Genomic DNA, 26,049 nt, shown 5'->3' with positions numbered 1-26,049 from the left:
GGTCAGTCTAATACATAATATAACTGACCGTTCGGTCAATCGTCAATAAAAAGAGATGGTATAATACATTTATAATAAGATGCGAGATTAAATTTAGGAGAGAAGATATGAAAGAAAAAGAGCGTTTAATTATAGAATCGGCTATGAAGTTATTTGCTACTAAGGGTGTAAATGCGACATCAGTGCAGGAAATTGTGACAGCTAGTGGTATATCTAAGGGAGCTTTTTACTTATATTTTAAATCGAAAGATGAGCTTTTATTAGCGACACTTCGATATTATTATGACAAAATCCAAAAGAAAATGCTGGATATTGAACAAGAGCCTTTATTACCACGTGAAAAATTTGAAAAGCAATTATACTTTCAGTTTACTGATGTGCAAAAACATAAAGAGTTTATTATTATGCATGCAAGAGAAAATGCCATTCCGTTTAATAAAGAAGTGGAAGAATTTATGATGCGGATGAAGTTAGAGTCTCATGCATTTTATCGGAATAGTTTATTGTCCATTTATGGTGAAAAGGTTATGCCATATTTATTGGATTTAGTAATTATGGTAGAAGGTATATGCCATGGTTATTTACAATTGATTATTTTAAATGAACCAAAAATTGATTTCATTCATGTTGCCTCATTTATTTTAAAAAGAGTAGACGATTTAGTAGAAGGGCTTCTAGAATCTTCGGAAGGGCCTGTTTTAAATGAAGCAAAAATGGGAGAATTTTTTTGTAGCTCAGAGCTTATTAAAGAACAAGTAAAAGAGCATTTTTTAAATGAAATTATTATATTAAAACGAACATTAGCAGACCAACTAGAAAATGATGAGGTTTTAGTTACTTTAGATGTTTTAGAATCCGAAATGAGAGTGCCAAATCCAAGGATTCCAGTTATTCGAGGGATGTTAGCGAATTTAGAAGCGTATAATGATTTGAAGGATTTTAGATTGAGGTTAGCTCGATATTACTATATAAATTGAGACTTTAATCAGTGGGATTTCATTCCCACTGATTAAAGTTGAAAATAGTATTTATTTTACATTTTGAAATTTATACATGTCACCATAAACGTTGGTGTCGTTGTATATAAACAATACAATATCTGCATTTTGTTCTTCTAGTTGCTGTTTCACACTTTTTCCTTGCGTGTAACGAGGGTCAATAAAAGTTGTTTTAGCAAAATTACGTGCGAATAAAGGATATGTAGCATCAGCATACGAATCTTTTAAGATAACAAGGTGTAAATCATTGTCTGCCTTTGTATTAATGATGTTTATTTCAGGGAAATCTGTTTGATAAACATTAGCATATCCAGGAGCAGGAACATCTTTTTCTTTTCCGTAAAACTGAGTCATTGATTCTTTAGCGGTATTATCTTTAATAGCACCGTAGTAAACTGTGTAGTCGTCCCAAGAGTCACCGAAATTATAGCGGACATATGGGATTTGTACGGATGAAGTATCAATTAAGCGGTACAATTGATTATTCCAGCTACCAACAAACTTTCCTTTCGGTTTTTCCCAGTTAATAGTGTAGTCGTCTTTCTTTATTGGTTGTCCTTTATATTTATTTGAATGAGAATTAATAAAGTTCATCGTATCCTCATATGCATAAAAGGCACCTTCCATATTCCAATGATGATCTGTAGTTAAATACATTCGTTCTAGTTTTTCTTTAGTAAATCTTTCTTTAAACATTGGTAATACATCAATAATAGGGAATTTCGTTGCTGTCAATTTCTCAGCAAGGTGATCCCTAAGAATTTGTTCGTAACCAAGGTTTAGGTAAGAGGGAAGCTTATACTGTAACGCTGTCTGCTTACTAGGAACTAAAGAGAAATAGAATTCTGTTTGTGGAAAATCTTTTTTCAAAGTTTTTAATTCCTGAACACCAGCATCAACATCATTTAAATGATTTTCCATATTAGGTCTATTAAAAATAAATTGATCGTTTGTAACATGAATGTTATTTACAAATGTTCGATTCATAGAGAGTTGGAATTTTATATAGCTTTCAAGAAAGAGATCCCTAGGTCCAACATGGTCTGTAAAGTATGTTTCGATACCCTTGAATAACTCTCCAGTCTTTATAGTAGAAGCATTTACAGCAGGTCTAATAGCTAAGTTCCTGTTTTCAAACTCAGAAAATGTTTTTTTATCTATAAGGATAACTTTTGCTGTCCAAATACCCACCCCAAAAATAACTGTAAGGAACCCCATTATTAAAGTGAGGTTTTGAAATTTTTTCATAGTGAACCTCCTTTAAAAACGGAAATAAATAAATGGATTATAAGTTGCATTTGTTAGGAATACTAAAACAATGACTAGAATACTTAAATAATATACTGGCGATAAAACAGCAAATCTTTTTGTCGATAACATTTTTTGTAACCATGGGAATACGGGTGCTGCAGTAATAATAGCTAATAAGAAAATTCCCCAATAATTCATTATATAGAAGTAACTGTTAATATCTGTTAACGGACTGTTAAATCCGAACATGGATTTTAGGAATTCAAAGCAATAACTGAAGTTATCTGCACGGAAAAACACCCATCCAATAATAACTAAAAACATCACGTAAATATGTTGAAGAGGACTCCATAATTTTTGAAGCAGGTTTTCGAGTCCAGCTTTTTCAAGTGCAATTAGAATTCCGTAATAAATACCCCAAATCATAAAGGTCCAACTAGCACCATGCCAAAAACCGGTTAGTCCCCATACGATGAAGAGGTTACGATAAACTTTCCAAGTTGTAACGCGATTTCCTCCAAGTGGAATATAGACATAATCACGGAACCAAGAACCGAGCGAAATATGCCAACGACGCCAAAATTCAGAAATGGATTTTGAGATATATGGATAATTAAAGTTTTCTAGAAAATCAAATCCAAACATCTTTCCTAATCCAATTGCCATGTCACTATATCCAGAAAAATCAAAGTAAATTTGTAGCGTATAGGCAATGGCTCCCATCCAAGCTAATGATACACTCATATCAGAAGGATTCATTGAGAAGATTTCATCGGCTATAACACCTAATTGGTTAGCAATTAAAACTTTTTTACCCAAACCAATAATAAATCGGCGGACACCTTCAGAGAATTTGTCGGCATCAACAGTTCGCTGGTGTAATTGGTGAGAAATTGTATTATAACGAACAATTGGTCCTGCTACTAACTGTGGAAATACAGTAAAGTATAAGGCCAAATCAAAGATATTCCGTTGAGCATCGACTTTTTTCTTATAAATATCGATAATATAACTCATCGCATGGAACGTGAAAAATGAAATGCCAATTGGTAAAGGTATTTTTTCAAGAACAATATTGGTATGTAAGATAGAGTTAATATTATCTACTAAAAAGTTTGCATATTTAAAATATCCTAAAATAGCGATGTTCATTACAATTGCAAACGTTAGTAATAATTTTCTTTGACCATTTGTGAAGCGACTATTCCCTAATAAAATCCCAAACCAATAGTTAACAAGGATAGAGAATAGCATTAGAAAAACATAAATGGGTTCGCCCCAAGCATAAAATACTAAACTAAAAAATAATAAAACTATATTTTGTAGTTCTTTGCGTACAGCATAATAAATTAAGAGTACGGCAGGTAAAAATAAACATAAAAAGACAAGGTTACTAAATACCATTTTAATTAATTCCTTTCCTATTTTATCTAAATAATACCAAAAATATCATTTAAATGTAATCATTAAAAAACTAGGATATTATTAACGTATTTAATTTTTTTATATTGTGAGAGATATAAAAAATCCTTGTTTATAAAAAAAGGCCGTCCCAAAATATTTTTAGGAACGGCTTTTTTACTGATAGGAAATAATTTAGTTGTTTTTTTCTGCCCACTCTTCAACATCCCAAACCTTTGTAATCCAATCTTTATAGAATTCTGGTTCGTGACATACAAGAAGAATAGTCCCTTTATATGCTTTCATAGCCTTCTTAAGTTCTTCTTTTGCTGTAACATCAAGATGGTTTGTCGGCTCATCAAATAGTAGCCAGTTACTTTCCTCGCCCATTAGCTTACATAAACGAACTTTTGCTTGTTCTCCACCACTTAATTGACTTAATGGGCGAGAAATATGTTCATTTTTTAATCCGCATTTTGCTAACATCGCACGAATTTGATGCTGGTCTAGGCCAGGGAATGTATTCCATACATCATCAATTGGTGTTATATTATCAGCTTTAACTTCTTGTTCAAAGTATGCAGGCTCTAAGAAGTCACCAAGACTTGTTTTACCGCTTAAAGGTTTAATTTTACCTAAGATTGTTTTTAGTAACGTTGATTTACCAACACCGTTACATCCAACAATAGCAATTTTTTCACCACGTTCAATCGTCATTGATAGCTTTGGTAGTAGCGGATGTGTATATCCGATTTCTACATTTTCACCTTCAAAGACGAAGCGACTACTTGCACGACTTTCTTTAAATGAGAATTCCGGTTTAATTGCTGTTTCCGGACGATCAATAAGCTCCATGCGATCAAGTTGTTTTTGACGACTCTTTGCACGACCTGTCGTTGAATAACGAGCTTTGTTCTTTGCAATGAAGTCTTCTTGCTTTTTGATAAACTCGCGCTGTTTTTCATAAGCGTTTATATGTTGATTTTTATTGATTTCTGCTAGTTCTAGGAATTTTTCATATGTCGCTGTATAGCGTGTCATTTTTGTGAATTCTAGATGGAAAATAACATCAACACATTTATTCATAAATTCCGTATCATGAGAAATCAATAAGAATGCATGTGGGTATTCTTTCAAATAATTTGTTAACCAATGAATATGTTCAACGTCTAAATAGTTAGTAGGTTCATCAAGCAATAACACTTCTGGCTGTTCAAGTAATAGCTTTGCAAGCAATACTTTTGTACGTTGTCCACCACTTAGTGCTGAAACATCACGATCTAAACCAATTGCATCAATTCCAAGACCACGTGCAGCCTCTTCAATTTTCATATCTAGTAAATAGAAACCACCTGCTTCAAGTGCATCTTGTATTTCTGCCATTTGCTCAAGAAGTTCTTCTAGTTCTTCTGGTGTAGCAGTTCCCATTTTTTCTGTAACTTCATTTAAAGCTTTTTCCTTTTCGAATAACGGTAAAAATGCATCCGCTAGTACGTCACGGATTGTACGCCCAGGCGTTAAAATAGTATGCTGATCTAAGTAGCCATAATGTGTGCCCGGTGTCCATTCTACGCGACCTTGGTCATGAATAAGCTGACCAGTAATGATATTCATGAATGTTGATTTACCAACACCGTTTGCACCAACTAATCCAACGTGTTCACCTGCTAATAATCGCATAGATACATCTTTAAATAATGTACGATCGCCAAATGTATGTCCTAATTTTTCAACTGTTAATAAGCTCATAGTATCCTCCGTCCAACTTGAAATAGTACCTTGAATCATGATACTAAATTCTTTCATATAATGCCATCATTTCAAAATGTATATTTTTTCAAAAGAAGTGATTGTAAATGTTAGTATATAAAAAAGTTACTTCTACCTACAGAAGTAACTTTTTGGTTATGCCTTTTGTTTAACTTCACTAACTTTCTTTTCAGCTACAATAAAATGCGGTCTACGTTTTGTTTCATAATAAATACGACCGATATATTCACCAATCACACCTAGGAATATGAGTTGAATACCGCCAATAAATAGTATAGCGGAAATGAGAGTAAAGTAACCAGGAACTTCCACACCACCAAGGATGATTTGAACGAACGTAGTGATTACGTATAAAAGTCCTAAAATGGTTGTTAGTAATCCGAGATATATAGATAGACGTAACGGTTTATTATTGAATGAAATTACACCATCAATTCCGTAATTTAATAATTTCGAGAAGGTCCATTTACTTTCTCCATCAGAACGTAATACATTTTCATATTCAATGATTAATTCGTTATAACCAATCCAAGAGAATAAACCCTTTGAAAATCGGTTGTATTCACTTAAAGACACTAAAGAATCCACTGCTCTTCGACTTAAAAGTCTAAAGTCACCAATACCATCTACTAATTCAATATCTACAAACTTATTCATCACCTTATAGTAAAGACGAGAGACGAAAGAGCGAACAGGTGAATCACCAGTTCTTGTTCTTTTTGCAATGACTTGGTCGTAGCCTTCGTTATATCCTTCTAACAGTTCTTTTATTAACGTAGGAGGGTGTTGTAAGTCGGCATCCATAATAACAATTGCATCGCCTGTAGCATATTTTAAACCAGCTAACATTGCAGCTTCTTTTCCGAAGTTTCGACTAAATGATATATAGTGTACCGATGAATCTGCACTAGCTAAATCACGTAAAATATTTAATGTATCATCTTTACTACCATCATTAACAAAAACAAATTCATAATCGGTAGTTAATTTATGAATTTCAAGAGAAGTCTCTGAATAAAAGGCACGAAGCACCTTTTCTTCATTGTAGCATGGTACTACTATTGAAAGGGTCATGTTAGGACCTCCTTAGGTGTAATTTTAAAGTGGGCATGAAGTAAAAGTTAAGCAATCATCTTCAACTTTTACTTCACTTCATTTTAATACCTTTTTTTAAAACGACTTTTTAATTTTGAATATCTTTTCGTATCTCCAAGAACTAGAAGCGAGATGCAAATGATAAATGAAATGATAGAAATAACGAGACCCATTTTGAAATAAGGTGTGACGTATTTCATTTCAACTACATGTTGCCCTTTGGAAATAGGAACGCCAATAAAGGCGGAATTAGCCTTCGTAAATTCGGTTTCTTTACCGTCAACTTTTATTGACCATCCTTTACTATATGGTACCGATAAATATAGTAATCCATCTTTAGTGGAATTAATATCACCTTTTAAGGAGTTACCTTCATAGTAAATGTTTTGTAGGCTATTTTCTTTTAAAGTATTTACTTTTTTCGGGACAGTCTGATAGTTAGTACTGTTGATTTGTAAATCTTTCAACTCATATTGACCAGGAGTAGGAATAGAAATGATTAGCTCGGTTGGCTTTGCATCTTTTCCTAAGTTGTAAACAAATCTTTCTAACGGATAAGCATAAGCTCCATCTTCATTACCTTTTATCATAGATTTGTCATTCACGGTAACCCCAAATGATTCCTTGTTTATATTTCTAATTTTAATTTCAACAAGAAGATCACCTAACATATCGTTATTATCAATAGGTACTATTATACGCCCATTTTCATGAACAGTGAGTATATCTTTCTCTTTCTCTATATTTTCCCACTTCATTTTATTTGGATTAATCTTAATTTGTTTTGAATCTAGCTGTTTTGTATTAAATTGTTTTAGTGGGAGACTTCCAACATCATTTACAACTACAGCATCTAATAAAAGTTGATCTTTCTCGGCAAAATTAAGTTTTGAAAAGTCTTCATCACTTATTCCAGCTTCGTATACATAGCCTAATGGTAGTGCAAATTCATTTTTATAAATGTTGTAAGGACCTACTTGTTGTAAATGCGTATAGCCATAAGGAATTTCGGTTTTATTAGCACCTTCACTTAGTACATAATATTTTACCCCTAGCATGTTCTCAAGGAATAATCGTTTATCTAACTGGAAGAACATAGATGGGCTATCATATCCTTGGAAAACATTGTACTTATTCTTCATAAAGTCATGAATATGATAATTGACTAAGCTTTGATAAGTACTTGTACCATGATAACCTTGCAACATCGGCGTATTTTTATAATTATTGTTTGGATTGATAATTCGATAAAAATCTTTATCTTGATTTTGTATATAACGAATTGCGTCAATTTCATCCTTATTATCAAGACCTGGCCCGTGTAATGATTCTTTTGTCACGCCTGCTTGATTAAAGTGTTTACTAAGAGCAAAATCTGAATAGAAGTAATTAATAAATATTACATTGACGAGTACATTTAATACAATGAAACATTGTAAGGCTACTTTTGATAAATAGCGCCATAGTAATATGGTAATAATAGATAATACAGTAATGCAAATTAAAATGTTATCAATCGTTTGTAGTGGCTGTGCGTTTATATTTACTTTTCTATAGAATGCGTAAATAAATAATGCTGTTGCTAGTAAAGGACCTATTAAATAATTGACCTTCTTTTTGTGGAGTAGCATCCAATCTAAAATGTAGGCAACAGTTTGCGCAACCACAAATGCAAATAAGTAAAACCATCTGTGTTGCATGGCAGAAAAGCCATTAAATACGGAATACGTATATGGAAGCATATATAGCACTAACATAAACCCAGTAAAGAGTAATTTATTTGTGACAAGTTTATTGCGTATTAGAAGCGCGCTAGTAATAAGGAAGAGGATGAAAACAGGGAATGCAAGCTGATACTCCTCTGTATTATTAATGAAAAAGATACTTTCCATTAAGTTTTTATAAAACGTATCTTCAAAAAATAACGGTATAGTAAATTTTGTAGCGAGTCGATCGGAACTAAATACACCATTTACAGATGGTATAAAGCAAACAGCAGATAAACCTAGTGATAAAGCATATAGAAAAGAAATTCTAATATAATAAATTATAAATGTTTTAATTGTTTTGTTCTGCTGTGTAGCGAAATATTGGAAAAAGGCATAAATATAGATAAAAATACTAGTAATGAAAGCGAAATAGAAATTTGATGCAAGCATAAGTGCTGTTGCAAACAGGAATAATCCTTTTTTTCGCTCTAAAATATATTTATCTAATCCCCATATTACTAAAGGTAAAAACACTATAGCATCTGCCATGAAATCCCATAATAAAGAATGGCGAATGAAAGTTATACATCCTCCATATATAATGGCAGAAATGAAAGAAGAAAAAATAGTTTTATTGTGATAACGTAAAGAACCATACATGAATAACATAGCTAATGTACTTTTTAAAACACTCATATATAGTTTCAGCTCAAAGATTTGATCAAAATTTAGTTTAGGAAGTAGAAGCGTAAGCCAGAAAAATGGTGCTGTACTATAGTAATAACTAAATTCTCCGAATAAATCTCCACCTAAGCCATAATCCCAAGACCAAAATAAATTTCCATCTTTAAATGCGTGTTGTAAAAGGAATGTAAAGAAACTGAATTGTGATAATGCATCTCCCGTACTAGAAAATACACTGTCTGATTTTAGGAAAAAGTAATGAAAAGCAAATGCACATATTATTAATAATGGAATAATAATAAGTGTGCTTTTAGTGAAAAATGTTCTTTTATTTACTTCTGAAGTCATTAAATAAATAAGCCTCCTTAAATGCAATTGCCACATTCTTCATCTCTAGTTATCTTTTTAGGATGAAGAAAAACTATGTATGAATCGGCGATTTTTAATAGTATTAATAAAGTGTTTATTTGTGTAATTTATAGTAAATTTAGGGTGTTTGTAGTTAATATTTACATGAAGAATTAACTATGAATTACCTTAATAATAGGTGTTTTACATCTAGTGCTGTTCGTTTCCAAGTATAATCATTCCAGAAAGGCAAGTCAATTTAAGATATAGATTGAAAAAAGGCCATTTTCTAAGTGAAGAAGATAAAAATAAAAACTTCAAATTTAATTTGAAGTTTTTATTTTTATTTATTTTCGAGCCAGCTTTTTATTTATAAATCCTAAAATCAATCCTCGTATTTGTGGATCGATTGCAAGACCGATAATCCCGTATAATATACCAGTAATTGTTAAAGCAACTAGTGGCGGTAAGGTAATTAATATTGTACGGTATAGAATATAGCTTAATATAAAGGCTAAGGTATTGAATATAATCCCTTTAAATAGTAACGAGAAGCCTTTACGAACAAATAGAGTGAATCCGATCAATAACGTAATCTCGGTAAGGATAGCGGCAATAGCGGCTCCCATCATTCCGAACTGACTACCTAAGACGATGTAACTTATAATGGCAGTAGCTAGTCCGATTCCCATTGTTGTTGCACGTTTCCATTGTTGACCAATGGTCGTTAAATTATCAGCAAGTGGATAGTTAATAGATTGTAAAATGACCATAAAGGCTAAAATGGCAAGAGCATCACCAGCTGGCGCATACTCTTCGCCTAATAAAGTAACAATCCAAAAACTTGGATCAGCGATAAATGGAATGGAGATTCCCATCCCTAAGAAAGACATTAGTTTTAATTCAAACTGAGATAGTTTTCTATGTTCATCAATATTCTTTTCATTTCCAAAAGTAAATAATTTTGGATAGAAGGCTGCTGCAATTACACCAGGTATTTGATAAAGGACTGCAGGTATTTTCGATGCAGCTCCAAAGAATCCAACTTGCTCATACGTCGAAACTTTTTCTAATATAATAGGGCCTAACTGTGGTAAAAGCATAATAATAATGCCATTGATTGTGAAAATCAGCAGTTGATCTAAAATCCCTTTGTCCCAGCCCTTATGAACTGTCGTATGGCGGAGTACCATTATGAAGGCGATGACTCCTGTTACAAGACTAGATATCCCATACATAGCAGCGACCGTCATAAGTGACCATTTCAACGACATTCCTAGTAGAAGCGCAGCTGCGGCTGTTATACCTTGTAGTACAGAAATAATCGCTGTAAATTGCATACGTTCTGTTACTTGGAAATAAGCCATTCCAACGCCTTGTAAAGTTGCTCCAAACATTGTTGGTAGTACAACCCAATATACCATGGCGCGTAAGTAGGCATCAGTATAGAAGAACTGAGCAAAAATAGCGAAGAGTACAGAAATTACGACAGCTAATACGAAACGAATGCGTAAATAACTACTGATTAGTACACTAATATTTGCATCCTTTCTCGTTCCTTCACGCATAAACGTATGTGTCAAACCTGCATCTGTGAAATAACAAATAACAGCGGAAACTGCTAATGCAGTTGTAAACATCCCATACTCACCAGGAGAAACGTATCTTGCGAAGAGAATCGTCGCGATAGCAAGTACAAATCGAACAGTAATATTTCCTACAAATAGGTAGGAGGCATTTTTAAGAATCTTATTTGTTTTCATGAGAAAAAACCTTTCTATTCTTTAGGACCTTTTTCGTTTGTCCTATTTGTAAATTTGATTTGTTTACGGAAAGAGAGATGAGTACTATATTTTCAGTTTAAGAAAACAGAAATTTAATTCGCACAAACCAAAGCATTGCATATAGTTTTTTACTACGCTTTCCGTTTTTTGAATAGATTTTACGGCAATATTTCTTTATATCTTTTTTGATTAATTGGACTTGGGTATTATTTAATTGAGAGTTTTCCTTAATGTATATACAAGCATTATTGATAACCGTATAAGGGAATAAATAAGTCTCAAGAATCTCAATAAGTGACTGAGGGTCTTTCGTAATGAAGTCTTGAGATTTATTATGTACCCAGTCTTTCATACGATTGAATACTTCTAGTTCTTTAGTTGTTTTTAATTCGTAATCTTTATATTTAGAAGAAAGATTTCCTTCGGATAAGATTCTATAATATGTTAAATATTCATCGACATAGCATACATTTGTCACACTCATTAGTTTAAATAAAAACTCCAAGTCTTCTCCCCAGCTACATCCTGGTGTAAAACGGATATTATGATTCATTGCGATAGAGCGTTTGAAAATCCAAGTACTTGTTTGAGCAACAACTTGGTGTGTTAAGAATGCTTTTGCCATATCACCTTTAATAAAGTTTGTTGTATGCTCAACCTTTTCGCCTGTTTCTTCGTAGAAATTCATATAACCACAATAGCACGCATCCATGTTGTTTTTATGCATACTCTCGATTTGTTTCTCAATTTTAGTTGGATGCCATAAGTCATCACTATCAAGGAAAGCGACGTATTCCCCGCTAGCATTTTCAATCCCTGTATTACGAGCTACTGAAACGCCTTGGTTTTTTTGGTGAACGTATTTTACTTGCCCCGGATATTTTTCTGCAAGATTTTTTACGATAGAAGGTGATTGATCTTTACTTCCATCATCTACAATTACAATTTCAATGTTTTTATATGTTTGATCCAGTATTGACTGCATTGTTTCTTCAATATATTTTTCTGTGTTATACAGAGGTATGACAACAGAAACAAGTTGTTTTTGTTCCATCATAGAATTTTTATCTCCTCAAATTTTTTATGTCTTGCACCATATATACAAGCCTTTTGAAAGGAAGAAGATTACAAGAACATCTGTATCAGTTTAACGCATATAAACTTTGTAAATCAACTTTCTATTATTGTACTTTGTATAAAAGTATTCATTATAGAATATATTTTCTTGTGAAAATATAGAAATGCAATTTGGAAATTATGTATTTTAAGGGAAAGTATGAAATGTTAAGGCGATTTGCGCTTCGTTTTGCAACTTTACAAACACATGGTGCAGATTGGACTCTAGCTAGCGATGATATAGGTCATCAAAAAACGGCAACTATTTTATTGGAAACAGGAATGTTGATATATCATGAGATGGATAAACCATCTATTCATATTATGCCAGGTTTTCAAGTGTTTTTAGTTACTGTATTTTACTTTTTTTGTAAATGGCAATAAAGGCCTTTTTGTAGCTAAATTAATTATTATCCTATTAGGGGTACTTATTATTTTACTAACTTATAAGATTGGTACTTATTTATTGAATCCCGCTGCAGGATTAATAGGTACTTTCTTATTAGCCGTGTATCCTCCAGAGATTGTTTTGGAAAATTTAACTTTAACAGAAGGACAGCTTCTATTCTTTTCATTGGGATTATTATATTGGAGTTTAAAATTAGCTGATACTCATAAAACGAAACATTTTCTACTTTTTAGCATTGTACTTACGCCTACAAGTTGCTTTATATCCAATACCATTACTTATATATCTTTTAATGAAGCGCTATCCATTCCACATTGATGAAGCAAGCGATAGTATTTTTTATAATAAAAAATACATGCAAGGAAGGACCTGTGCATGTATGATGAGAAGATTATGTTAAATATTCCAAGGTTTACTTAAAGTTAAAACTTCAGCCATCTCTTTACTTTTTAAACGTCCCTTTTTTCGGTTTTCCGCGCGTTCTAAACCGGTTGTGTGTAACCAATGTTCTTCCTCAGTTTCAGGTAGTACTTGTGGTACCGACGAAGGTTTTCCATCTTTTATTGCTACAAATGTAATGAAGCAAGTAGCAGCAATTCTACGCTCGCCTGCTAATAAATTTTCTGCGATTACTTTTACGAAAACTTCCATTGAAGATTTCCCTGTATAACATACAAATGCTTCATAACAAACAGAATCAGCCTGGTGAATTGGAGTTAAAAAATCAACTGAATCAATAGATGCTGTTACGCAATGTTTACGACTATGTCTTGCAGCCGCAATCGAAGCAATACTATCAATTTCTGCTAATAATTTCCCTCCAAAAAGTGTTTGGTGATTATTTAAATCGTTAGGAAAAACACGTGTTGTCTTAATTGCTTTAGATTCTCGCATGAATTTCTTTTCCATATATTCAGCCCCTATAGTCTGTTTTCAATCAGAATAATATGTGTAAGCGGATTACTCATATTAGATATTTAATGAAGTAAAGTGTATTCCAAAAGAGGATTATTTAAACTTCTGTATTTGTATTCATGTAACTGAAAGAAAATTTATTTTATCTAAAATGTAGTGTAAAAGAGGATTCGCTTACATTGCAAGTAAAAAGTAATGACTATGTATTTGTCATAGAAATTCTCTATCAGCCGTGTACTCATTCATGATAGAATCGTTTTGTTATGAATGGAAATAGAGGTGCAATGGACATATGAATCATATACAAACAAATTTTTCATCTTTCTTTAATAAAATTACAATCGGTGCGATGCTCGCATTTTTTGTTTATAGTTGTTGGGCAGCATTTGAGAAAAGTAAGCAATTTTTTGGAGGAAGTACAACAAGTGTAACAATCATATTAGCAATTTTTATCATACTCATTTTGTTAGTGGCATCAATTCTACAATATCGTTTTACAGATAAACAATTTCTTATTTTTCTTATAAGTATATCTATAGTTGTGAGACTTAGTATGCTGTTATTTGTAGACGCTCCAATAATTGGTGATCTGAAAGTGATGTATGAGTCTGCAAAGCAGATTGCAATTGGTAATAATATAGAGACTGTAACTCATTTGCCTTTTATTATATATGAGTCAGTAATTATTCGTATATTTGGTGATACATTATTCGCTTTACAACTATTTAATGTGTTATTTTGCGCAGGAACCGCATTTTTTATTTATCGTATTGCAGCAATGGTTTTTGGAGAAGAATGCGGTCGTATTGCTTCTATCTTTTATGCTCTGTATATTCCAAATATATTCATGAGTTCCGTATTAACTCCTGAGTCACTTGCAATATTTTTATTTTATTTTGCTTGTTACATACTTTTATATAAAGGATTAGATCATCCTTATATGTGGGTATTTTCAGCGATTTTATTTGCATTTAGTAATATGATTTTCCCAATGGGATTATTTCTTCCTATTTTTATCACGGTATATGTATTATTAATCGAAGTATTTCAATCAGCAACGAAACAAAAGGTGTTACTAAAGATGATAGGGATACTTATTCTATTTTATAGTGCCCATTTTGGTGTGAATTATGGAATTAAGACAATGGGAATGTCACAATATACGATTGCGAATGAGACGTATGTTCAATCTGTTTTAATTGGAAAAACGCAACATGAAGAAAAAATATCGAAAAATCAAAGTGTAACAGAGCATATTGATCAAAAGTTAAAAGAGATTGAGGGAGAAAGATTTAAACTTTTAGAACCGATGATAAATCAGTTTTCAGATGAGGGGATAAATTCTATTCTTTTCAAATATGAAAAACTGATATATATAGCCGTAACATTGTTTATGACTATAGCTCTATTACACTTCCTTATTAAGAAACAACAAAATGAGGGATATATGTTGTTCTTATTTTTAATTAGTGGATACGTATTGTTAAAGCTCTTCCAAGTAGATATGGCATATTACAATGTAATTATGCCAGCATTGTTTATTTTGCAGAGCTTTGGTGTTTATATGAGTTATGTGTATTGTCAAAAAATATTTTTCAGAAAATAAAAAGAATCCATTCTGGATTCTTTTTTTTGATGGAAGATGAAATTTAGTAGTTAGTACAGATGAAAAGTATGCTTGACTACTAAATTTCATCTTATCGATTTAGTTCTAGTTGCAAATTATCGGCTGTTAGAGCCATTTGTGAGGAATCATCTTGAATTCCTTTCATTACTTGTGAAATAGCTTGTAGTTCGTGTTCAATTTTCTTATTCTGTTCTTTTGAGTTAGACATATCTTTTACGATTTCTTGGAAGTATCGATCTGTTGCCGACATACTATCTGTTCCTTCCGATACGAGAGAGCTAATTTGTTTCACAGAAGACGAGACACGAGTAATTTGTTCATTTGTTTTTTCGACGAGCTTTGTAACGTTAAATATAGATTCTTTCGTTTGCTCTGATAATTTTCGGATTTCGCCAGCAACAACAGAAAACCCTTTCCCAAATTCTCCAGCACGTGCCGACTCAATAGCAGCATTTAGTGCGAGTAAATTTGTTTGCTCCGCAATCGATTTAACAATATCTATGATTTCATTAATTTTGTTAGAAATATTGAGAAGTTCATGAGTATCTGTAATAATCGTTTCCATATTCATTTGAATAGATCCCATTCGTTTGTTTTGCTGGTTTAATTGTTCTTTCCCTTTATTCGCTTTTTCTTCAGATGTTGTAGCTAATGATGTACCTGTTTTAGCAATCTCTACAATAGTTTCAGATTTGGCGGTTAGTTTTTGAATAGAAGAGCTTGTTTTTTCAGATACAGCAGCTAGTTCTGTTGCGATATGCGTAATTGTCATAGCAGTTAATTCTTTTTCTTTCTCATGCTCTTTTTGCATTCTTTCGTATTCAGATTCATAAGCTGCAAGAACAAGTTCTTGTTCAAGAGTGAATAATTTATTTATAACATTTATAGAATATGAAAAATCATCGATTGTCGTTATTTTTGTTTGCAAAATCTTCATGATAGAGCGGAATAATTCTTGATAAGCAGCAGTATACCATTTTCGATGTAAACCAATTTGTACATGCCTTTTGGCAATCCTAACACGCTGTTCAATAAAATCTTCATGCATATTTCCGCTGAATAATTCTTTAATATGTGTTTTTAAAGTTTGTTTTAGTTTTGGAATAGAGCTGTAACGCTCAATAATAGTAATTAAATTAGGTTGTTTTGTAATGTTGGCATAGAATTTTTCAGTAATCCAATCAATTTCTGCATAAATAAAAGGCTGTAGCACTTTTACAACTTGTAAATCTTCTTTTGAAATATGTAGCATATCCATTTGAATTTTTAATTCAGAATTAGTAGGTACATTAAAAGTTATTTGTTGGTTCTTACTTAATTCGATTATACTGGCATTTGTTTTATTAATATTTTTTTTGAAAACCCCAAGCATCATTCTTCCCCCTGTATATAAAACGTTTTCAATTTTAAAACTAATATAGAGTAATTATATATGCTTATATATAATTACTCTATATTAGTTCGTTGAATAGTATATAAATTAAGAGAATTCTATCTAGAATTCTCTTAATGGCCTTTATTAATTTTAGCATGTGTTTTAAAGAAGACAGGGAAATGCACATTATATATTACAGTGACGACACGAATAACGAATGTTACTAATAAACAAACATAGAAAGCTAATACGTGCGCCCCCATAGCGTGTGTAATTAGGAAGCTAATTGCTCCTAAGATAGAAGCGATTGCGTAAATCTCTTTTCGGAATACGTAAGGGATATCTTGAGCACAAATGTCACGCAAAATACCGCCTCCAATACCTGTAATGACTCCCATTGAAACAACTAGAAATGAGGCGTCAACATGATGTGACATTGCCGCATTTGCACCAATAGCTGTAAAAACGCCTAAGCCAACAGCATCAGAAAGCATAATAACGACTTGAAGTTTATTGATACGCTCAAAAAACATACAAGTAAATAATGCTGATAATACACTTACGAAAAAGTAAATGGGTTTTACAAATGCGACAGGGGGCAGGTTACCAATCATGATATCACGAATAATACCGCCGCCGAGCGCAGTGGCTACAGCTAAACAAAGGACACCAAATAAATCTAAATCTTTTTTTAAACCAACTAATGTACCAGAAATGGCAGCGGCGATAATGCCAAGAAACGTAAATATATCGATTAATAACATGGCCTTAATCCCTTCCTCTTAAAGATGTTCCAGAGAAAAAATATACACTAAAGTATTGGAAATAACAATTACTTTTCGCTACATGTAGAAAAACGGATAAAATTCATAAAGAAAGCGTTTGAAAATGTTTGGAAAATAACCATAAAGTAATCTGAAAAAGATATGAAAAGATTAATTTTACATTTTTTGATGTTGTTAATTTGGTAAAATATTACAATTAGAGGTGAGATATTTATATTTGTATAAAATGATAAAAAAATATGTATATACTGACAAAAATAAGGGGATGGTTGTTAGATAGATTTTGTAAAAATAGGGGAGTATAGCTAAAGGACGATGATTTTTATTACTTATTAATACTTGTCCTGGCTAGTTTTAGCTGGAAAAATAGTTCTCGATTTGAATATGAGTTATGTTATAATTGCTAGGTGTGTTTGAATGATAAAAAATTATGATTAAAAGATAATGTTAAGATTTTGTATGGAGGTCTTGGAATGTTAGCAAATCAAGCTAGGGTTAGATTTGAGCATTTTTTGCTCTTTTTTATTATTTTACAGCCTGTTTTAGATTTATTAACGTCTCTTAGCATAACTTTATTAAAGTCAAATGCTACCGTTGGAATTTTAGTAAGATTCCTTATTATGGCTGTTGGTGGTATTTACATTTTAATTCAGGCAAAAGAGAAGGAAAATAGAAAGTTTTTAATTTATCTTATATTATTAGCCGGAGTTTTAGGGATAGGGTTTATTAATAACAAACTAGTTAAAAATCCTATTGTACTTGGTGAAGAGGTTAAATTCGTTGCGAAAGCATTATATATATATATCATGCTGGGATCATACATTTTAGCTTTAAAATCATTGAAAAAGACAGTTAATATTAGTGATAAGGTTCGAAATAGTATTGTATATTCTACATTAATCATTAACGCAATTATGGTTATTTCTATTTCAACATCTACTGACTTTGGTAGTTATGAATGGATGAAGGTTGGTTCTCGAGGTTGGTTCTATGCAGGGAATGAACTAGGTTCAATCTTAGCTATTATTTTCCCTATTGTGGTACTATATTCTATTCAAAAAACAAAGAGCTGGAAACACATTTTATATTGGATTCCATCACTTTTAATGATTTATTCGCTAATTCAAGTCGGTACAAAAGTTGGAATGGGCTCAATTGGTGCTACGTTAGGGGCAGCAATCGGAATCATTGTACTACAATTATTATTTGATAGAAAAAATCCGAACAAAAAATCCCTTGCGCTTAATGCAGTAATTGCTATGGTCCTATTAGCTGGTGTAGTTGGGACGTTTAAACAAACACCATTAGCACAAAATATGGGTATTCACAATAATTATTTATCAGAGCAAAATGTGGCACAGCAAGGTCAAAAAGAAAAAGAAATTAAAGAGAAGCTGAAAAAAGAGCAAGAACTTAAAGCAAAAGAAGAAAATCATCATAAAGTTGAAAAGCCAGAAGAAAAGGCGAAGATAGAAGAGGAAGTTAAGAAAGAGCTTGAGAAAGAGCAAAAGAAAGAAAATCAAGAAAATCTTATTTTCAGTGGACGTCAAGTATATGAAGAAAGACATAAGCAGTTCTTTAAAGAAGCGCCAATGTCACAAAAGTTATTAGGAATGGGTTATGCAGGTAACTTTAAATACAATGAACAAAAGCAGCCAGATCCAAAACTAATTGAAATGGACTTCCATGATTGGTTTTATGATTTCGGGATTATTGGCTTTGTATTACTAATGATTCCATTTATTTATTACGGGCTAAGAATTTTACTAGCATTTGCTACGAGATTTAAGGACATATTCAATATAAAATATGGAATGATTTCAGCAAGCTTATTGTTAGCGTTAGGTATTGCTTATATTGCAGGACATATTTTAACAGCACCAGGAGTTGGGATTTACTTTGTAGTGGTGTTAGCTTATCTAATAGTAGACCTAGAAATTGAATGATAAAAATAAAAGCTAACTTTTGTTAGCTTTTATTTTTTAGTACAGTAAAATAAAAATAGATGGAAACGTAGCGAGGATTTAAAGGAGGAAAAAATATGAGAATATTGCATATGAATGCAGGAGCAGAAGATGGGGGAGGGAAAACACATATTATTTCACTTCTCGATCAGTTTCCAACTGGTGAAGTAGAATTAGCAGTATTTGAAGATGGAATTGTTGCGAAGGAAGCAAGGGAGTTAGGGATAAAAGTCCATGTGTTTTCACAAAAATCGCGCTATGATTTATCCATTTTAAAGAATATAAGTGAATTTATTAATAAAGAAAAATTTGATGTAGTTCATACACATGGCCCTAGGGCTAATTTCTATGTTTCTTTAATGAAAAAGAGAATAAAGGCAAAATGGGTAACGACTATTCATAGTGATCCATTTCAAGACTTTACTAAACAGGGCTTAAAAGGTTGGATTTTTACGAAATTAAATTTGAAAGCCTTAAAAAATATAGACTTATTTTTCGTTGTAACAAATAGATTAAAAAAAAGCCTGGCAGCATTAGGTATTTCAAATGAAAAGATGCATGTTATTTATAATGGAATTGAATACGATAAGGAAAAAGCAGAAGGCTATAATAAAAAAGAAATGTTCAATATTGATGAAGATGTATTTACAGCAATCCAAGTAGCACGATTACATCCTGTCAAAGGACATGAAGTTTTATTCGATGCGTTACAACAAACAAAATTAGAGAAAATTAAAGTATTATTAGTTGGCGATGGCCCATTAGAAGAAAATCTAAAGTCATTAGCTACTGAAAAAGGGATTAACGATAAAGTAGAGTTTTTAGGACATCGTCAAGATGTAAAACAATTATTTGCGTCGTCACATGTAAATTTATTAACTTCCCATAGTGAAGGGTTCCCATTAGTTTTATTAGAAGCGGCAAATCAACGCGTACCATCAATTGTGACTAGGGCTGGAGAAATTGAACCATTAATCGTAGATGAAACTTACGGATGGATTGTGCCAACAGGTGATGGAAAGGCATTAGCATTAGCTTTAGAAGAAGCATATGATAAGTGGAAAACTGGAGAGTTAGCAGCAATGGGTAAACATATTTATGAGCATGCTACTATGAACTTCTCACTTCAAAAACTATATGAAGATACAAAGGAAACATATAAGCAATTAATAGCGAAAAACTTGTAATGATAGAGAGGATAGTTAACTATGGCAGTACAAACAGTTGATATTCTAGGCGTTCCTTTTTCTACAATGACAATGGATGAAACGGTCCAATATTTAAAAGAACAACTAGAAGCGGAGCGAACTCATACGTTTCAGGTAGTAACAGCAAACCCTGAAATTGTTATGTGCGCAAAAAAGGATGAAAAGTTCTATCAAACATTATTGAATACAGATTTAATTACACCTGATGGTATTGGGGTTGTAAAGGCAAGCGGGATGCTTGGTACACCTTTAAAAGAACGTGTAGCAGGTTTTGATTTAATGTGTAATTTACTTGCGAAGTTATCTGAAGATAGTAAGCCGGTATCTGTTTTCTTATTAGGTGCAAAGCCGCATGTTGTACAAGCTGCAGCAGATCATTTAACAAAGACATATTCAGCTGTATCCATCGCCGGTATACAAGATGGTTATTTTAAACAAGAAGACGAAGAGAATATTATTTCTCGCATTCAAGAAGCAAAACCAGATTTATTACTTGTTGCACTTGGTTTCCCGAAACAAGAGAACTTTATCCAAAACAATAAGCATCGTTTAGAAACGAAAATGGCTGTTGGAGTGGGTGGAAGTTTAGACGTATGGGCTGGAGAGGTAAAACGTGCACCAAAATGGATTCAAGCGATTCATTTAGAGTGGTTTTATAGATTATGCAGTAATCCAACACGCTGGCGTCGTCAGTTAGTATTAGCGGAATTTTTAAAAGAAGTAATGCGTTCGAAAAAGTAGCGAAATATCGCTGCTTTTTTTATTTGTTCATTTTTAATAAATTGAAACTTTAATTAGTGAGGCATCCCCACTGATTATTAGCTCTCACCAATCGGGATAGACGTTTTACTTTTTGGGAATGATGAAGGAGAATTTTTTACACAAAAGTATTTTACTTATACAATTCACACATGTAAAATGATGTGTAAAGACACCTGTGTGAGGAGGACTTCTAGTGGGCAAGGTAAAAGAAATTTCGAAGCGCAAACTACTTGGTATAGCTGGGCTTGGATGGCTATTTGATGCAATGGATGTTGGAATGCTTTCATTTGTAATGGTAGCCTTGCAAAAGGATTGGGGATTAAGTACGCAAGAAATGGGCTGGATAGGCAGTATTAACTCAATCGGTATGGCAGTAGGAGCGCTTATTTTTGGGATACTATCAGATAAAATAGGGCGAAAATCAGTCTTTATTATTACATTATTATTATTTTCTATCGGTAGTGGTTTAACTGCGTTAACGACGACACTTGCGATGTTTCTCGTTTTACGCTTTGTAATTGGTATGGGGCTTGGCGGAGAGCTTCCGGTTGCCTCTACACTAGTATCAGAGAGTGTTGAAGCACATGAGCGTGGGAAAATTGTTGTGTTATTAGAAAGTTTTTGGGCAGGTGGATGGCTAATTGCAGCTCTTATCTCGTATTTTGTTATTCCGAAATATGGTTGGGAAGTTGCGATGGTATTGAGTGCAGTTCCAGCACTATATGCTTTATATTTAAGATGGAATTTACCGGATTCCCCAAGGTTCCAAAAAGTTGAAAAAAGACCATCTGTTATTGAAAATATAAAATCAGTTTGGTCTGGGGAATATCGTAAAGCAACAATTATGCTATGGATTCTATGGTTTTGTGTTGTCTTTTCCTATTATGGAATGTTCCTTTGGTTACCGAGTGTAATGGTGCTAAAAGGGTTTAGTTTAATAAAAAGTTTCCAATACGTACTTATTATGACGTTAGCTCAACTTCCAGGGTATTTCACCGCTGCTTGGTTTATTGAACGTCTCGGTCGTAAATTTGTTTTGGTTACGTATTTAATTGGGACAGCTTGCAGTGCTTATTTGTTTGGGGTTGCGGATTCATTAACAGTATTAATCGTGGCAGGTATGTTACTATCCTTCTTTAACTTAGGTGCTTGGGGAGCATTATACGCCTATACACCTGAGCAGTATCCAACCGTTATTCGTGGTACAGGTGCAGGAATGGCAGCAGCGTTTGGGCGTATTGGTGGTATTCTTGGACCATTATTAGTGGGGTATTTAGTTGCCTCAGAAGCTTCACTATCATTAATATTTACGATTTTCTGCGGATCAATCTTAATTGGTGTATTCGCTGTAGTAATACTTGGACAAGAAACGAAGCAACGAGAATTAGTATAAAGTGAAATTTTAAATGTATGCCTGATCGTTTATTACCCTACACTACTCGGCTCTTTCTAGGCAGTTAATGTAGGATAAAGGGGGAGAGGAAACCGAAGGGGTTTCCTTTTTTCTGTTTTTTTAGATAAATAATGGTATAGTAAGAAAAAGGGATTATTTCTTATAAAAGCGAATGTATACAACAGGACATATGGACAAAGAATTAGGTGGTTGAAGAAATGAAAATTTTACTGATTATGGAAGAGGCAGAAGAGAGAAGAGAGTTAGCTGAAAATTTCACTGAAAATATGAGAAATGTAGAATGTTTTGAAGCAAAGACAGGAACAGAATCTTTATTTATGATGAAAAAACATATACCAGACTTTGTTTTTTTAAGTTCCAAATTACTAGATGGTACTGGTTTTGAATATGCAAGTTTATTACGAGAAATAAATTGCTATACAAAATTTATTTTTGTAGGTGAAAACATAGAAGAATCTATTACAGCTTTTCGTTTCCAAGCATTTTATTATTTATTGCGACCATTTCGTGAAGAAGATTTACAATTTCTTTTATATAAAATAGGTAAAGAACAAGGCGAGAAAGCAAAGAGTTATTTGCGAAAACTACCGATAGAAAGTCAAGAGGGCATACGATATATTCTTCCAGAAGATATCGTATATGTAAGTAAAAATAAAGAAAATAAAACTGTTTCAATTTACACAACGAATAATCAGTATATTTCAACATATACACTTCAGGAATTAGAAAATAAGCTAAATGCATATGATTTTTTACGTGTACATAAAAGCTATTTAATTAATATGTCATATGTAAAAGAACTGAAACCTTATTATAATGGCACGTATAATTTGTATTTAGATAGGTATGATGAGCAACCGATTCCAGTCAGTCGTAATTATGTAAAACGCCTTCGAAATAACATTGAATTATAGTAGATAATGAGAGTATTTTAACATGATAAACTAAAAATCCTTCATGATAGGGAGGATTCAAGTTAAATATTCAGAAAATTTAGTACAATCTCCACTAAGAAATAGTATTGGGGGAATTGTATGTGAAGACATTGAAATCGATCTTACTTTGGGGCGTTATTACAGCAGTAGGAGCAGGTGCTTTTGGGGTAATAGCTTTATCACAAGGTGAAACCATTAATGCTGTATGGCTCTTAGTAGCTGCCGTATGTGTATATGCAGTTGCTTATCGCTTTTATAGTAGATTTATAGCGAGAAAGGTTTTTAATTTAGATGATAATCGGCAAACACCAGCCCATACATTAAATGATGGGAAAGACTATGTTCCAACAAATAAGTGGGTATTGTTTGGACATCACTTTGCAGCGATTGCTGGAGCGGGACCTTTAGTAGGACCGATTTTAGCGGCACAAATGGGGTATTTACCAGGGACCATTTGGATTATTGTTGGGGTAGTTGTTGCGGGGGCTGTCCAAGATTTTGTTATTTTATTTGCTTCAATGAGACGTAATGGTAAATCGTTAGGAGAAATGATTAAAGATGAGATTGGACCTGTTACAGGACTAATTGCAATGATAGGTATTTTAGGAATTATGATTATTTTATTAGCAGTATTAGCGTTGGTCGTAGTAAAGGCACTAATCGGAAGTCCTTGGGGAATGTTTACGATAGCAGCAACGATTCCTATCGCTATTTTAATGGGAGTTTATATGCGCTATATTAGGCCTGGTCGTGTTGGAGAAGGATCAGTAATCGGTATTATCCTACTTATTTTATCTCTTGTTGGAGGACAGTATGTAGCAGAAAATCCAACACTTGCAAGTATGTTCACATTTAGTGGTGAAACAATTGCTATTATGCTTATTGTATATGGATTTATTGCATCTGCATTACCAGTTTGGATGCTTTTAGCACCACGTGATTATTTAAGTACATTTTTAAAAGTCGGAACAATTGTAGGGTTAGCAATCGGTATCTTAATTGTAGCACCAGATTTACAAATGCCAGCAGTTTCGAAATTTATTGATGGAACTGGTCCTGTGTTCTCTGGAAACCTATTCCCTTTCTTATTTATTACTATTGCTTGTGGTGCAGTGTCTGGATTCCATGCTCTTGTTTCATCAGGTACGACGCCGAAGATGATTGAGCAAGAGGGACACGCACAGCCAATCGGTTATGGAGCAATGTTAATGGAGTCGTTTGTAGCAGCGATGGCGATGATTGCAGCCTGTGTATTAACACCGGGAACGTATTTTGCAATTAATAGTCCCGCAGCACTTATCGGTACAGATGTCTCGCAGGCAGCTCAAGTTATTTCCTCATGGGGATTTGCTATTACACCAAATGAACTAAAAGATCTCGCTGTAAATGTTGGAGAGCAAACGATTTTATCACGTACAGGTGGTGCGCCAACATTAGCGATAGGTATGGCATATATTTTCTCACAAGTAATAGGTGGAACGGCCATGATGGCATTTTGGTATCATTTTGCGATTCTCTTTGAAGCCCTATTTATTTTAACAACGATTGATGCCGGAACGCGTGTCGGCCGATTTATGATTCAAGATATTTTAGGGCATGTATATAAGCCATTTGGGAAAACGGATTCTACATTAGCAAATGTAATCGCTACAACATTATGTGTATTAGGGTGGGGATATTTCTTATACCAAGGGGTAATAGATCCGCTCGGTGGAATTAATACATTATGGCCACTTTTCGGTATTGCAAATCAAATGCTAGCAGGTATTGCATTATTACTTGGAACGACAATTTTGTTCAAAATGGGAAAAAAGGCGTACGTTTGGGTAACACTTATTCCAACTGTCGGGTTGCTGATTGTAACAATGACGGCGGGGTATCAAAAGCTATTTCATGAAAATCCTAAAATTGGATTTCTATCGCATGCAAAGGTATTTCAGAGAGCATTAGATGAGGGAAAAGTGCTAGCGCCAGCTAAAAATGTCGCTCAAATGAAGCAAATTATTTTCAATGATTATATTGATGCAGCGCTTTGTGGGATTTTTATGATAGTTGTAATCGCTGTGTTAATTTCAGCACTTCGAATTTGGATACAAGTATTAAGAAATAAGCCAATGCCGTTAAAAGAGGCACCATATATTCCTAGAGATGAAAGTGAGTCGAGGAACTATGCTTAAAAAGCTGTGGCAAGTATGGGGGGAAAGGAAGCGCTTTATTAGTTTGCTCGTTGGGGTACCAAGTTATGAAGTATATGTGGAGCATATGAAAAAGCATCATCCTGAAGAAGAGGTTTTATGTCAAAAGCAATTTTTTGCTGAGGCACAAGAAGCAAGATTTAACGCAAAGGGTGGAAAAATATCACGCTGTTGTTAATGAAAAAGGGCGAGTTTTCGCCCTTTTTATTTTTTGCTGTTTCACGTGGAACAGCAAAAAATAAATAAAAACTTTGGGAATTATAGGGATTTCGTATACAATAAAGTAAGGAAAGGGATAGATAGA

19 protein-coding genes and 2 pseudogenes are annotated in these 26,049 nt (G+C 33.2%); 10 read left to right on the top strand and 11 right to left on the bottom strand.

The genetic code is table 11. The annotated features are described in order from the left end of the window. Positions 1-107: 107 nt before the first annotated feature. Complete coding sequence (locus M1D73_RS27625) at positions 108-977, top strand: TetR/AcrR family transcriptional regulator (RefSeq protein ID WP_000659635.1); 870 nt, start codon at positions 108-110, stop codon at positions 975-977. A 51-nt stretch (positions 978-1,028) separates the two neighbouring features. Here M1D73_RS27625 and M1D73_RS27620 read toward each other — a convergent pair whose 3' ends face one another. From M1D73_RS27620 to M1D73_RS27590, 7 genes are all read right to left on the bottom strand, one after another. Then, positions 1,029-2,246: an alginate O-acetyltransferase AlgX-related protein gene (locus tag M1D73_RS27620; RefSeq protein WP_098212635.1), complete on the bottom strand. Its 1,218-nt coding sequence runs from the start codon at positions 2,244-2,246 to the stop codon at positions 1,029-1,031. Between the two features lie 12 nt (positions 2,247-2,258). Then, positions 2,259-3,653 (bottom strand): MBOAT family O-acyltransferase, encoded by a 1,395-nt coding sequence (locus M1D73_RS27615; RefSeq protein ID WP_000232078.1) that lies wholly within the window; start codon positions 3,651-3,653, stop codon positions 2,259-2,261. 192 nt (positions 3,654-3,845) lie between these two features. Then, the gene (locus M1D73_RS27610; RefSeq protein ID WP_121868362.1) at positions 3,846-5,399 is read right to left on the bottom strand and encodes an ABC-F family ATP-binding cassette domain-containing protein; all 1,554 of its coding nucleotides are present in this window, start codon (positions 5,397-5,399) and stop codon (positions 3,846-3,848) included. A gap of 156 nt (positions 5,400-5,555) precedes the next feature. Next, entirely contained in the window at positions 5,556-6,494 is a 939-nt protein-coding gene (locus M1D73_RS27605; protein WP_000175826.1) for a glycosyltransferase family 2 protein, read from the bottom strand. 83 nt (positions 6,495-6,577) lie between these two features. Continuing rightward, on the bottom strand, positions 6,578-9,256 hold the full coding sequence (locus tag M1D73_RS27600) for a YfhO family protein (protein WP_071740972.1): 2,679 nt from the start codon (positions 9,254-9,256) through the stop codon (positions 6,578-6,580). Between the two features lie 347 nt (positions 9,257-9,603). Beyond that, a complete protein-coding gene (locus tag M1D73_RS27595; RefSeq protein ID WP_000856146.1) occupies positions 9,604-11,019 on the bottom strand; it encodes an oligosaccharide flippase family protein in 1,416 nt (471 codons plus the stop codon). Positions 11,020-11,116: 97 nt separating this feature from the next. Beyond that, on the bottom strand, positions 11,117-12,097 hold the full coding sequence (locus M1D73_RS27590) for a glycosyltransferase family 2 protein (protein WP_000970527.1): 981 nt from the start codon (positions 12,095-12,097) through the stop codon (positions 11,117-11,119). 200 nt (positions 12,098-12,297) lie between these two features. Between M1D73_RS27590 and M1D73_RS27585 the strand changes: the two are divergent. Then, positions 12,298-12,900 (top strand): annotated as a pseudogene (locus M1D73_RS27585) (4-amino-4-deoxy-L-arabinose transferase); the annotation flags it as partial. A gap of 61 nt (positions 12,901-12,961) precedes the next feature. On the opposite strand, the gene M1D73_RS27580 reads toward M1D73_RS27585, so the two are convergent. Beyond that, positions 12,962-13,474, bottom strand: a complete 513-nt coding sequence (locus M1D73_RS27580; RefSeq protein ID WP_000412120.1) for an acyl-CoA thioesterase — start codon at positions 13,472-13,474, stop codon at positions 12,962-12,964. 298 nt (positions 13,475-13,772) lie between these two features. Here M1D73_RS27580 and M1D73_RS27575 point away from each other — a divergent pair, with 298 nt between their 5' ends. After that, positions 13,773-15,086 (top strand): ArnT family glycosyltransferase, encoded by a 1,314-nt coding sequence (locus M1D73_RS27575; RefSeq protein WP_001015630.1) that lies wholly within the window; start codon positions 13,773-13,775, stop codon positions 15,084-15,086. A 91-nt stretch (positions 15,087-15,177) separates the two neighbouring features. Here M1D73_RS27575 and M1D73_RS27570 read toward each other — a convergent pair whose 3' ends face one another. The 3 genes and pseudogenes from M1D73_RS27570 to M1D73_RS27560 all read right to left on the bottom strand — a co-directional run bounded on the left by M1D73_RS27570 (position 15,178) and on the right by M1D73_RS27560 (position 17,246). Next, positions 15,178-15,984: a methyl-accepting chemotaxis protein gene (locus M1D73_RS27570; RefSeq protein ID WP_374221796.1), complete on the bottom strand. Its 807-nt coding sequence runs from the start codon at positions 15,982-15,984 to the stop codon at positions 15,178-15,180. Beyond that, positions 15,982-16,359: pseudogene (locus tag M1D73_RS27565) on the bottom strand (protoglobin family protein); the annotation flags it as partial. The gene M1D73_RS27570 and the pseudogene M1D73_RS27565, both read right to left, overlap by 3 nt. A 254-nt stretch (positions 16,360-16,613) precedes the next feature. Further along, entirely contained in the window at positions 16,614-17,246 is a 633-nt protein-coding gene (locus tag M1D73_RS27560; protein ID WP_000924371.1) for a trimeric intracellular cation channel family protein, read from the bottom strand. Positions 17,247-17,740: 494 nt separating this feature from the next. On the opposite strand from M1D73_RS27560, the gene M1D73_RS27555 reads away from it, so the two are divergent. The 7 genes from M1D73_RS27555 (at position 17,741) to M1D73_RS27525 (ending at position 25,923) form a co-directional block, all read left to right on the top strand. Beyond that, entirely contained in the window at positions 17,741-19,213 is a 1,473-nt protein-coding gene (locus tag M1D73_RS27555; RefSeq protein ID WP_000880755.1) for an O-antigen ligase family protein, read from the top strand. 95 nt (positions 19,214-19,308) lie between these two features. Further along, entirely contained in the window at positions 19,309-20,418 is a 1,110-nt protein-coding gene (locus M1D73_RS27550; protein ID WP_001221227.1) for a glycosyltransferase family 4 protein, read from the top strand. 21 nt (positions 20,419-20,439) lie between these two features. Continuing rightward, the gene (locus M1D73_RS27545; protein ID WP_000290747.1) at positions 20,440-21,180 is read left to right on the top strand and encodes a WecB/TagA/CpsF family glycosyltransferase; all 741 of its coding nucleotides are present in this window, start codon (positions 20,440-20,442) and stop codon (positions 21,178-21,180) included. A gap of 214 nt (positions 21,181-21,394) precedes the next feature. Continuing rightward, a complete protein-coding gene (locus tag M1D73_RS27540) occupies positions 21,395-22,594 on the top strand; it encodes an MFS transporter (protein WP_098212634.1) in 1,200 nt (399 codons plus the stop codon). Positions 22,595-22,812: 218 nt separating this feature from the next. Continuing rightward, on the top strand, positions 22,813-23,529 hold the full coding sequence (locus tag M1D73_RS27535) for a LytR/AlgR family response regulator transcription factor (protein ID WP_000698256.1): 717 nt from the start codon (positions 22,813-22,815) through the stop codon (positions 23,527-23,529). Between the two features lie 122 nt (positions 23,530-23,651). Further along, positions 23,652-25,727 (top strand): carbon starvation protein CstA, encoded by a 2,076-nt coding sequence (cstA, locus tag M1D73_RS27530; protein WP_000854314.1) that lies wholly within the window; start codon positions 23,652-23,654, stop codon positions 25,725-25,727. Then, positions 25,720-25,923 (top strand): YbdD/YjiX family protein, encoded by a 204-nt coding sequence (locus M1D73_RS27525; protein WP_000914503.1) that lies wholly within the window; start codon positions 25,720-25,722, stop codon positions 25,921-25,923. Before cstA ends, M1D73_RS27525 begins: the two co-directional genes overlap by 8 nt. The last annotated feature ends 126 nt before the right edge of the window (positions 25,924-26,049 follow it).

This window comes from Bacillus sp. PK3-067 (assembly GCF_056738645.1).
Note: the sequence above shows the minus strand (reverse complement) of the source record. Positions and strands in the feature narration are given on the sequence as shown.

Excerpts from the sequence above, each read along its gene's own strand:
- M1D73_RS27575 (WP_001015630.1), top strand. The coding sequence starts at position 13,773 with ATGAATCATATACAAACAAATTTTTCATCTTTCTTTAATAAAATTACA.
- M1D73_RS27620 (WP_098212635.1), bottom strand. The coding sequence starts at position 2,246 with ATGAAAAAATTTCAAAACCTCACTTTAATAATGGGGTTCCTTACAGTT.
- M1D73_RS27600 (WP_071740972.1), bottom strand. The coding sequence starts at position 9,256 with ATGACTTCAGAAGTAAATAAAAGAACATTTTTCACTAAAAGCACACTT.
- M1D73_RS27615 (WP_000232078.1), bottom strand. The coding sequence starts at position 3,653 with ATGGTATTTAGTAACCTTGTCTTTTTATGTTTATTTTTACCTGCCGTA.
- M1D73_RS27550 (WP_001221227.1), top strand. The coding sequence starts at position 19,309 with ATGAGAATATTGCATATGAATGCAGGAGCAGAAGATGGGGGAGGGAAA.
- M1D73_RS27610 (WP_121868362.1), bottom strand. The coding sequence starts at position 5,399 with ATGAGCTTATTAACAGTTGAAAAATTAGGACATACATTTGGCGATCGT.
- M1D73_RS27605 (WP_000175826.1), bottom strand. The coding sequence starts at position 6,494 with ATGACCCTTTCAATAGTAGTACCATGCTACAATGAAGAAAAGGTGCTT.
- M1D73_RS27535 (WP_000698256.1), top strand. The coding sequence starts at position 22,813 with ATGAAAATTTTACTGATTATGGAAGAGGCAGAAGAGAGAAGAGAGTTA.
- M1D73_RS27625 (WP_000659635.1), top strand. The coding sequence starts at position 108 with ATGAAAGAAAAAGAGCGTTTAATTATAGAATCGGCTATGAAGTTATTT.
- M1D73_RS27545 (WP_000290747.1), top strand. The coding sequence starts at position 20,440 with ATGGCAGTACAAACAGTTGATATTCTAGGCGTTCCTTTTTCTACAATG.
- M1D73_RS27525 (WP_000914503.1), top strand. The coding sequence starts at position 25,720 with ATGCTTAAAAAGCTGTGGCAAGTATGGGGGGAAAGGAAGCGCTTTATT.
- M1D73_RS27590 (WP_000970527.1), bottom strand. The coding sequence starts at position 12,097 with ATGATGGAACAAAAACAACTTGTTTCTGTTGTCATACCTCTGTATAAC.
- M1D73_RS27555 (WP_000880755.1), top strand. The coding sequence starts at position 17,741 with ATGTTAGCAAATCAAGCTAGGGTTAGATTTGAGCATTTTTTGCTCTTT.
- M1D73_RS27595 (WP_000856146.1), bottom strand. The coding sequence starts at position 11,019 with ATGAAAACAAATAAGATTCTTAAAAATGCCTCCTACCTATTTGTAGGA.
- M1D73_RS27580 (WP_000412120.1), bottom strand. The coding sequence starts at position 13,474 with ATGGAAAAGAAATTCATGCGAGAATCTAAAGCAATTAAGACAACACGT.
- M1D73_RS27560 (WP_000924371.1), bottom strand. The coding sequence starts at position 17,246 with ATGTTATTAATCGATATATTTACGTTTCTTGGCATTATCGCCGCTGCC.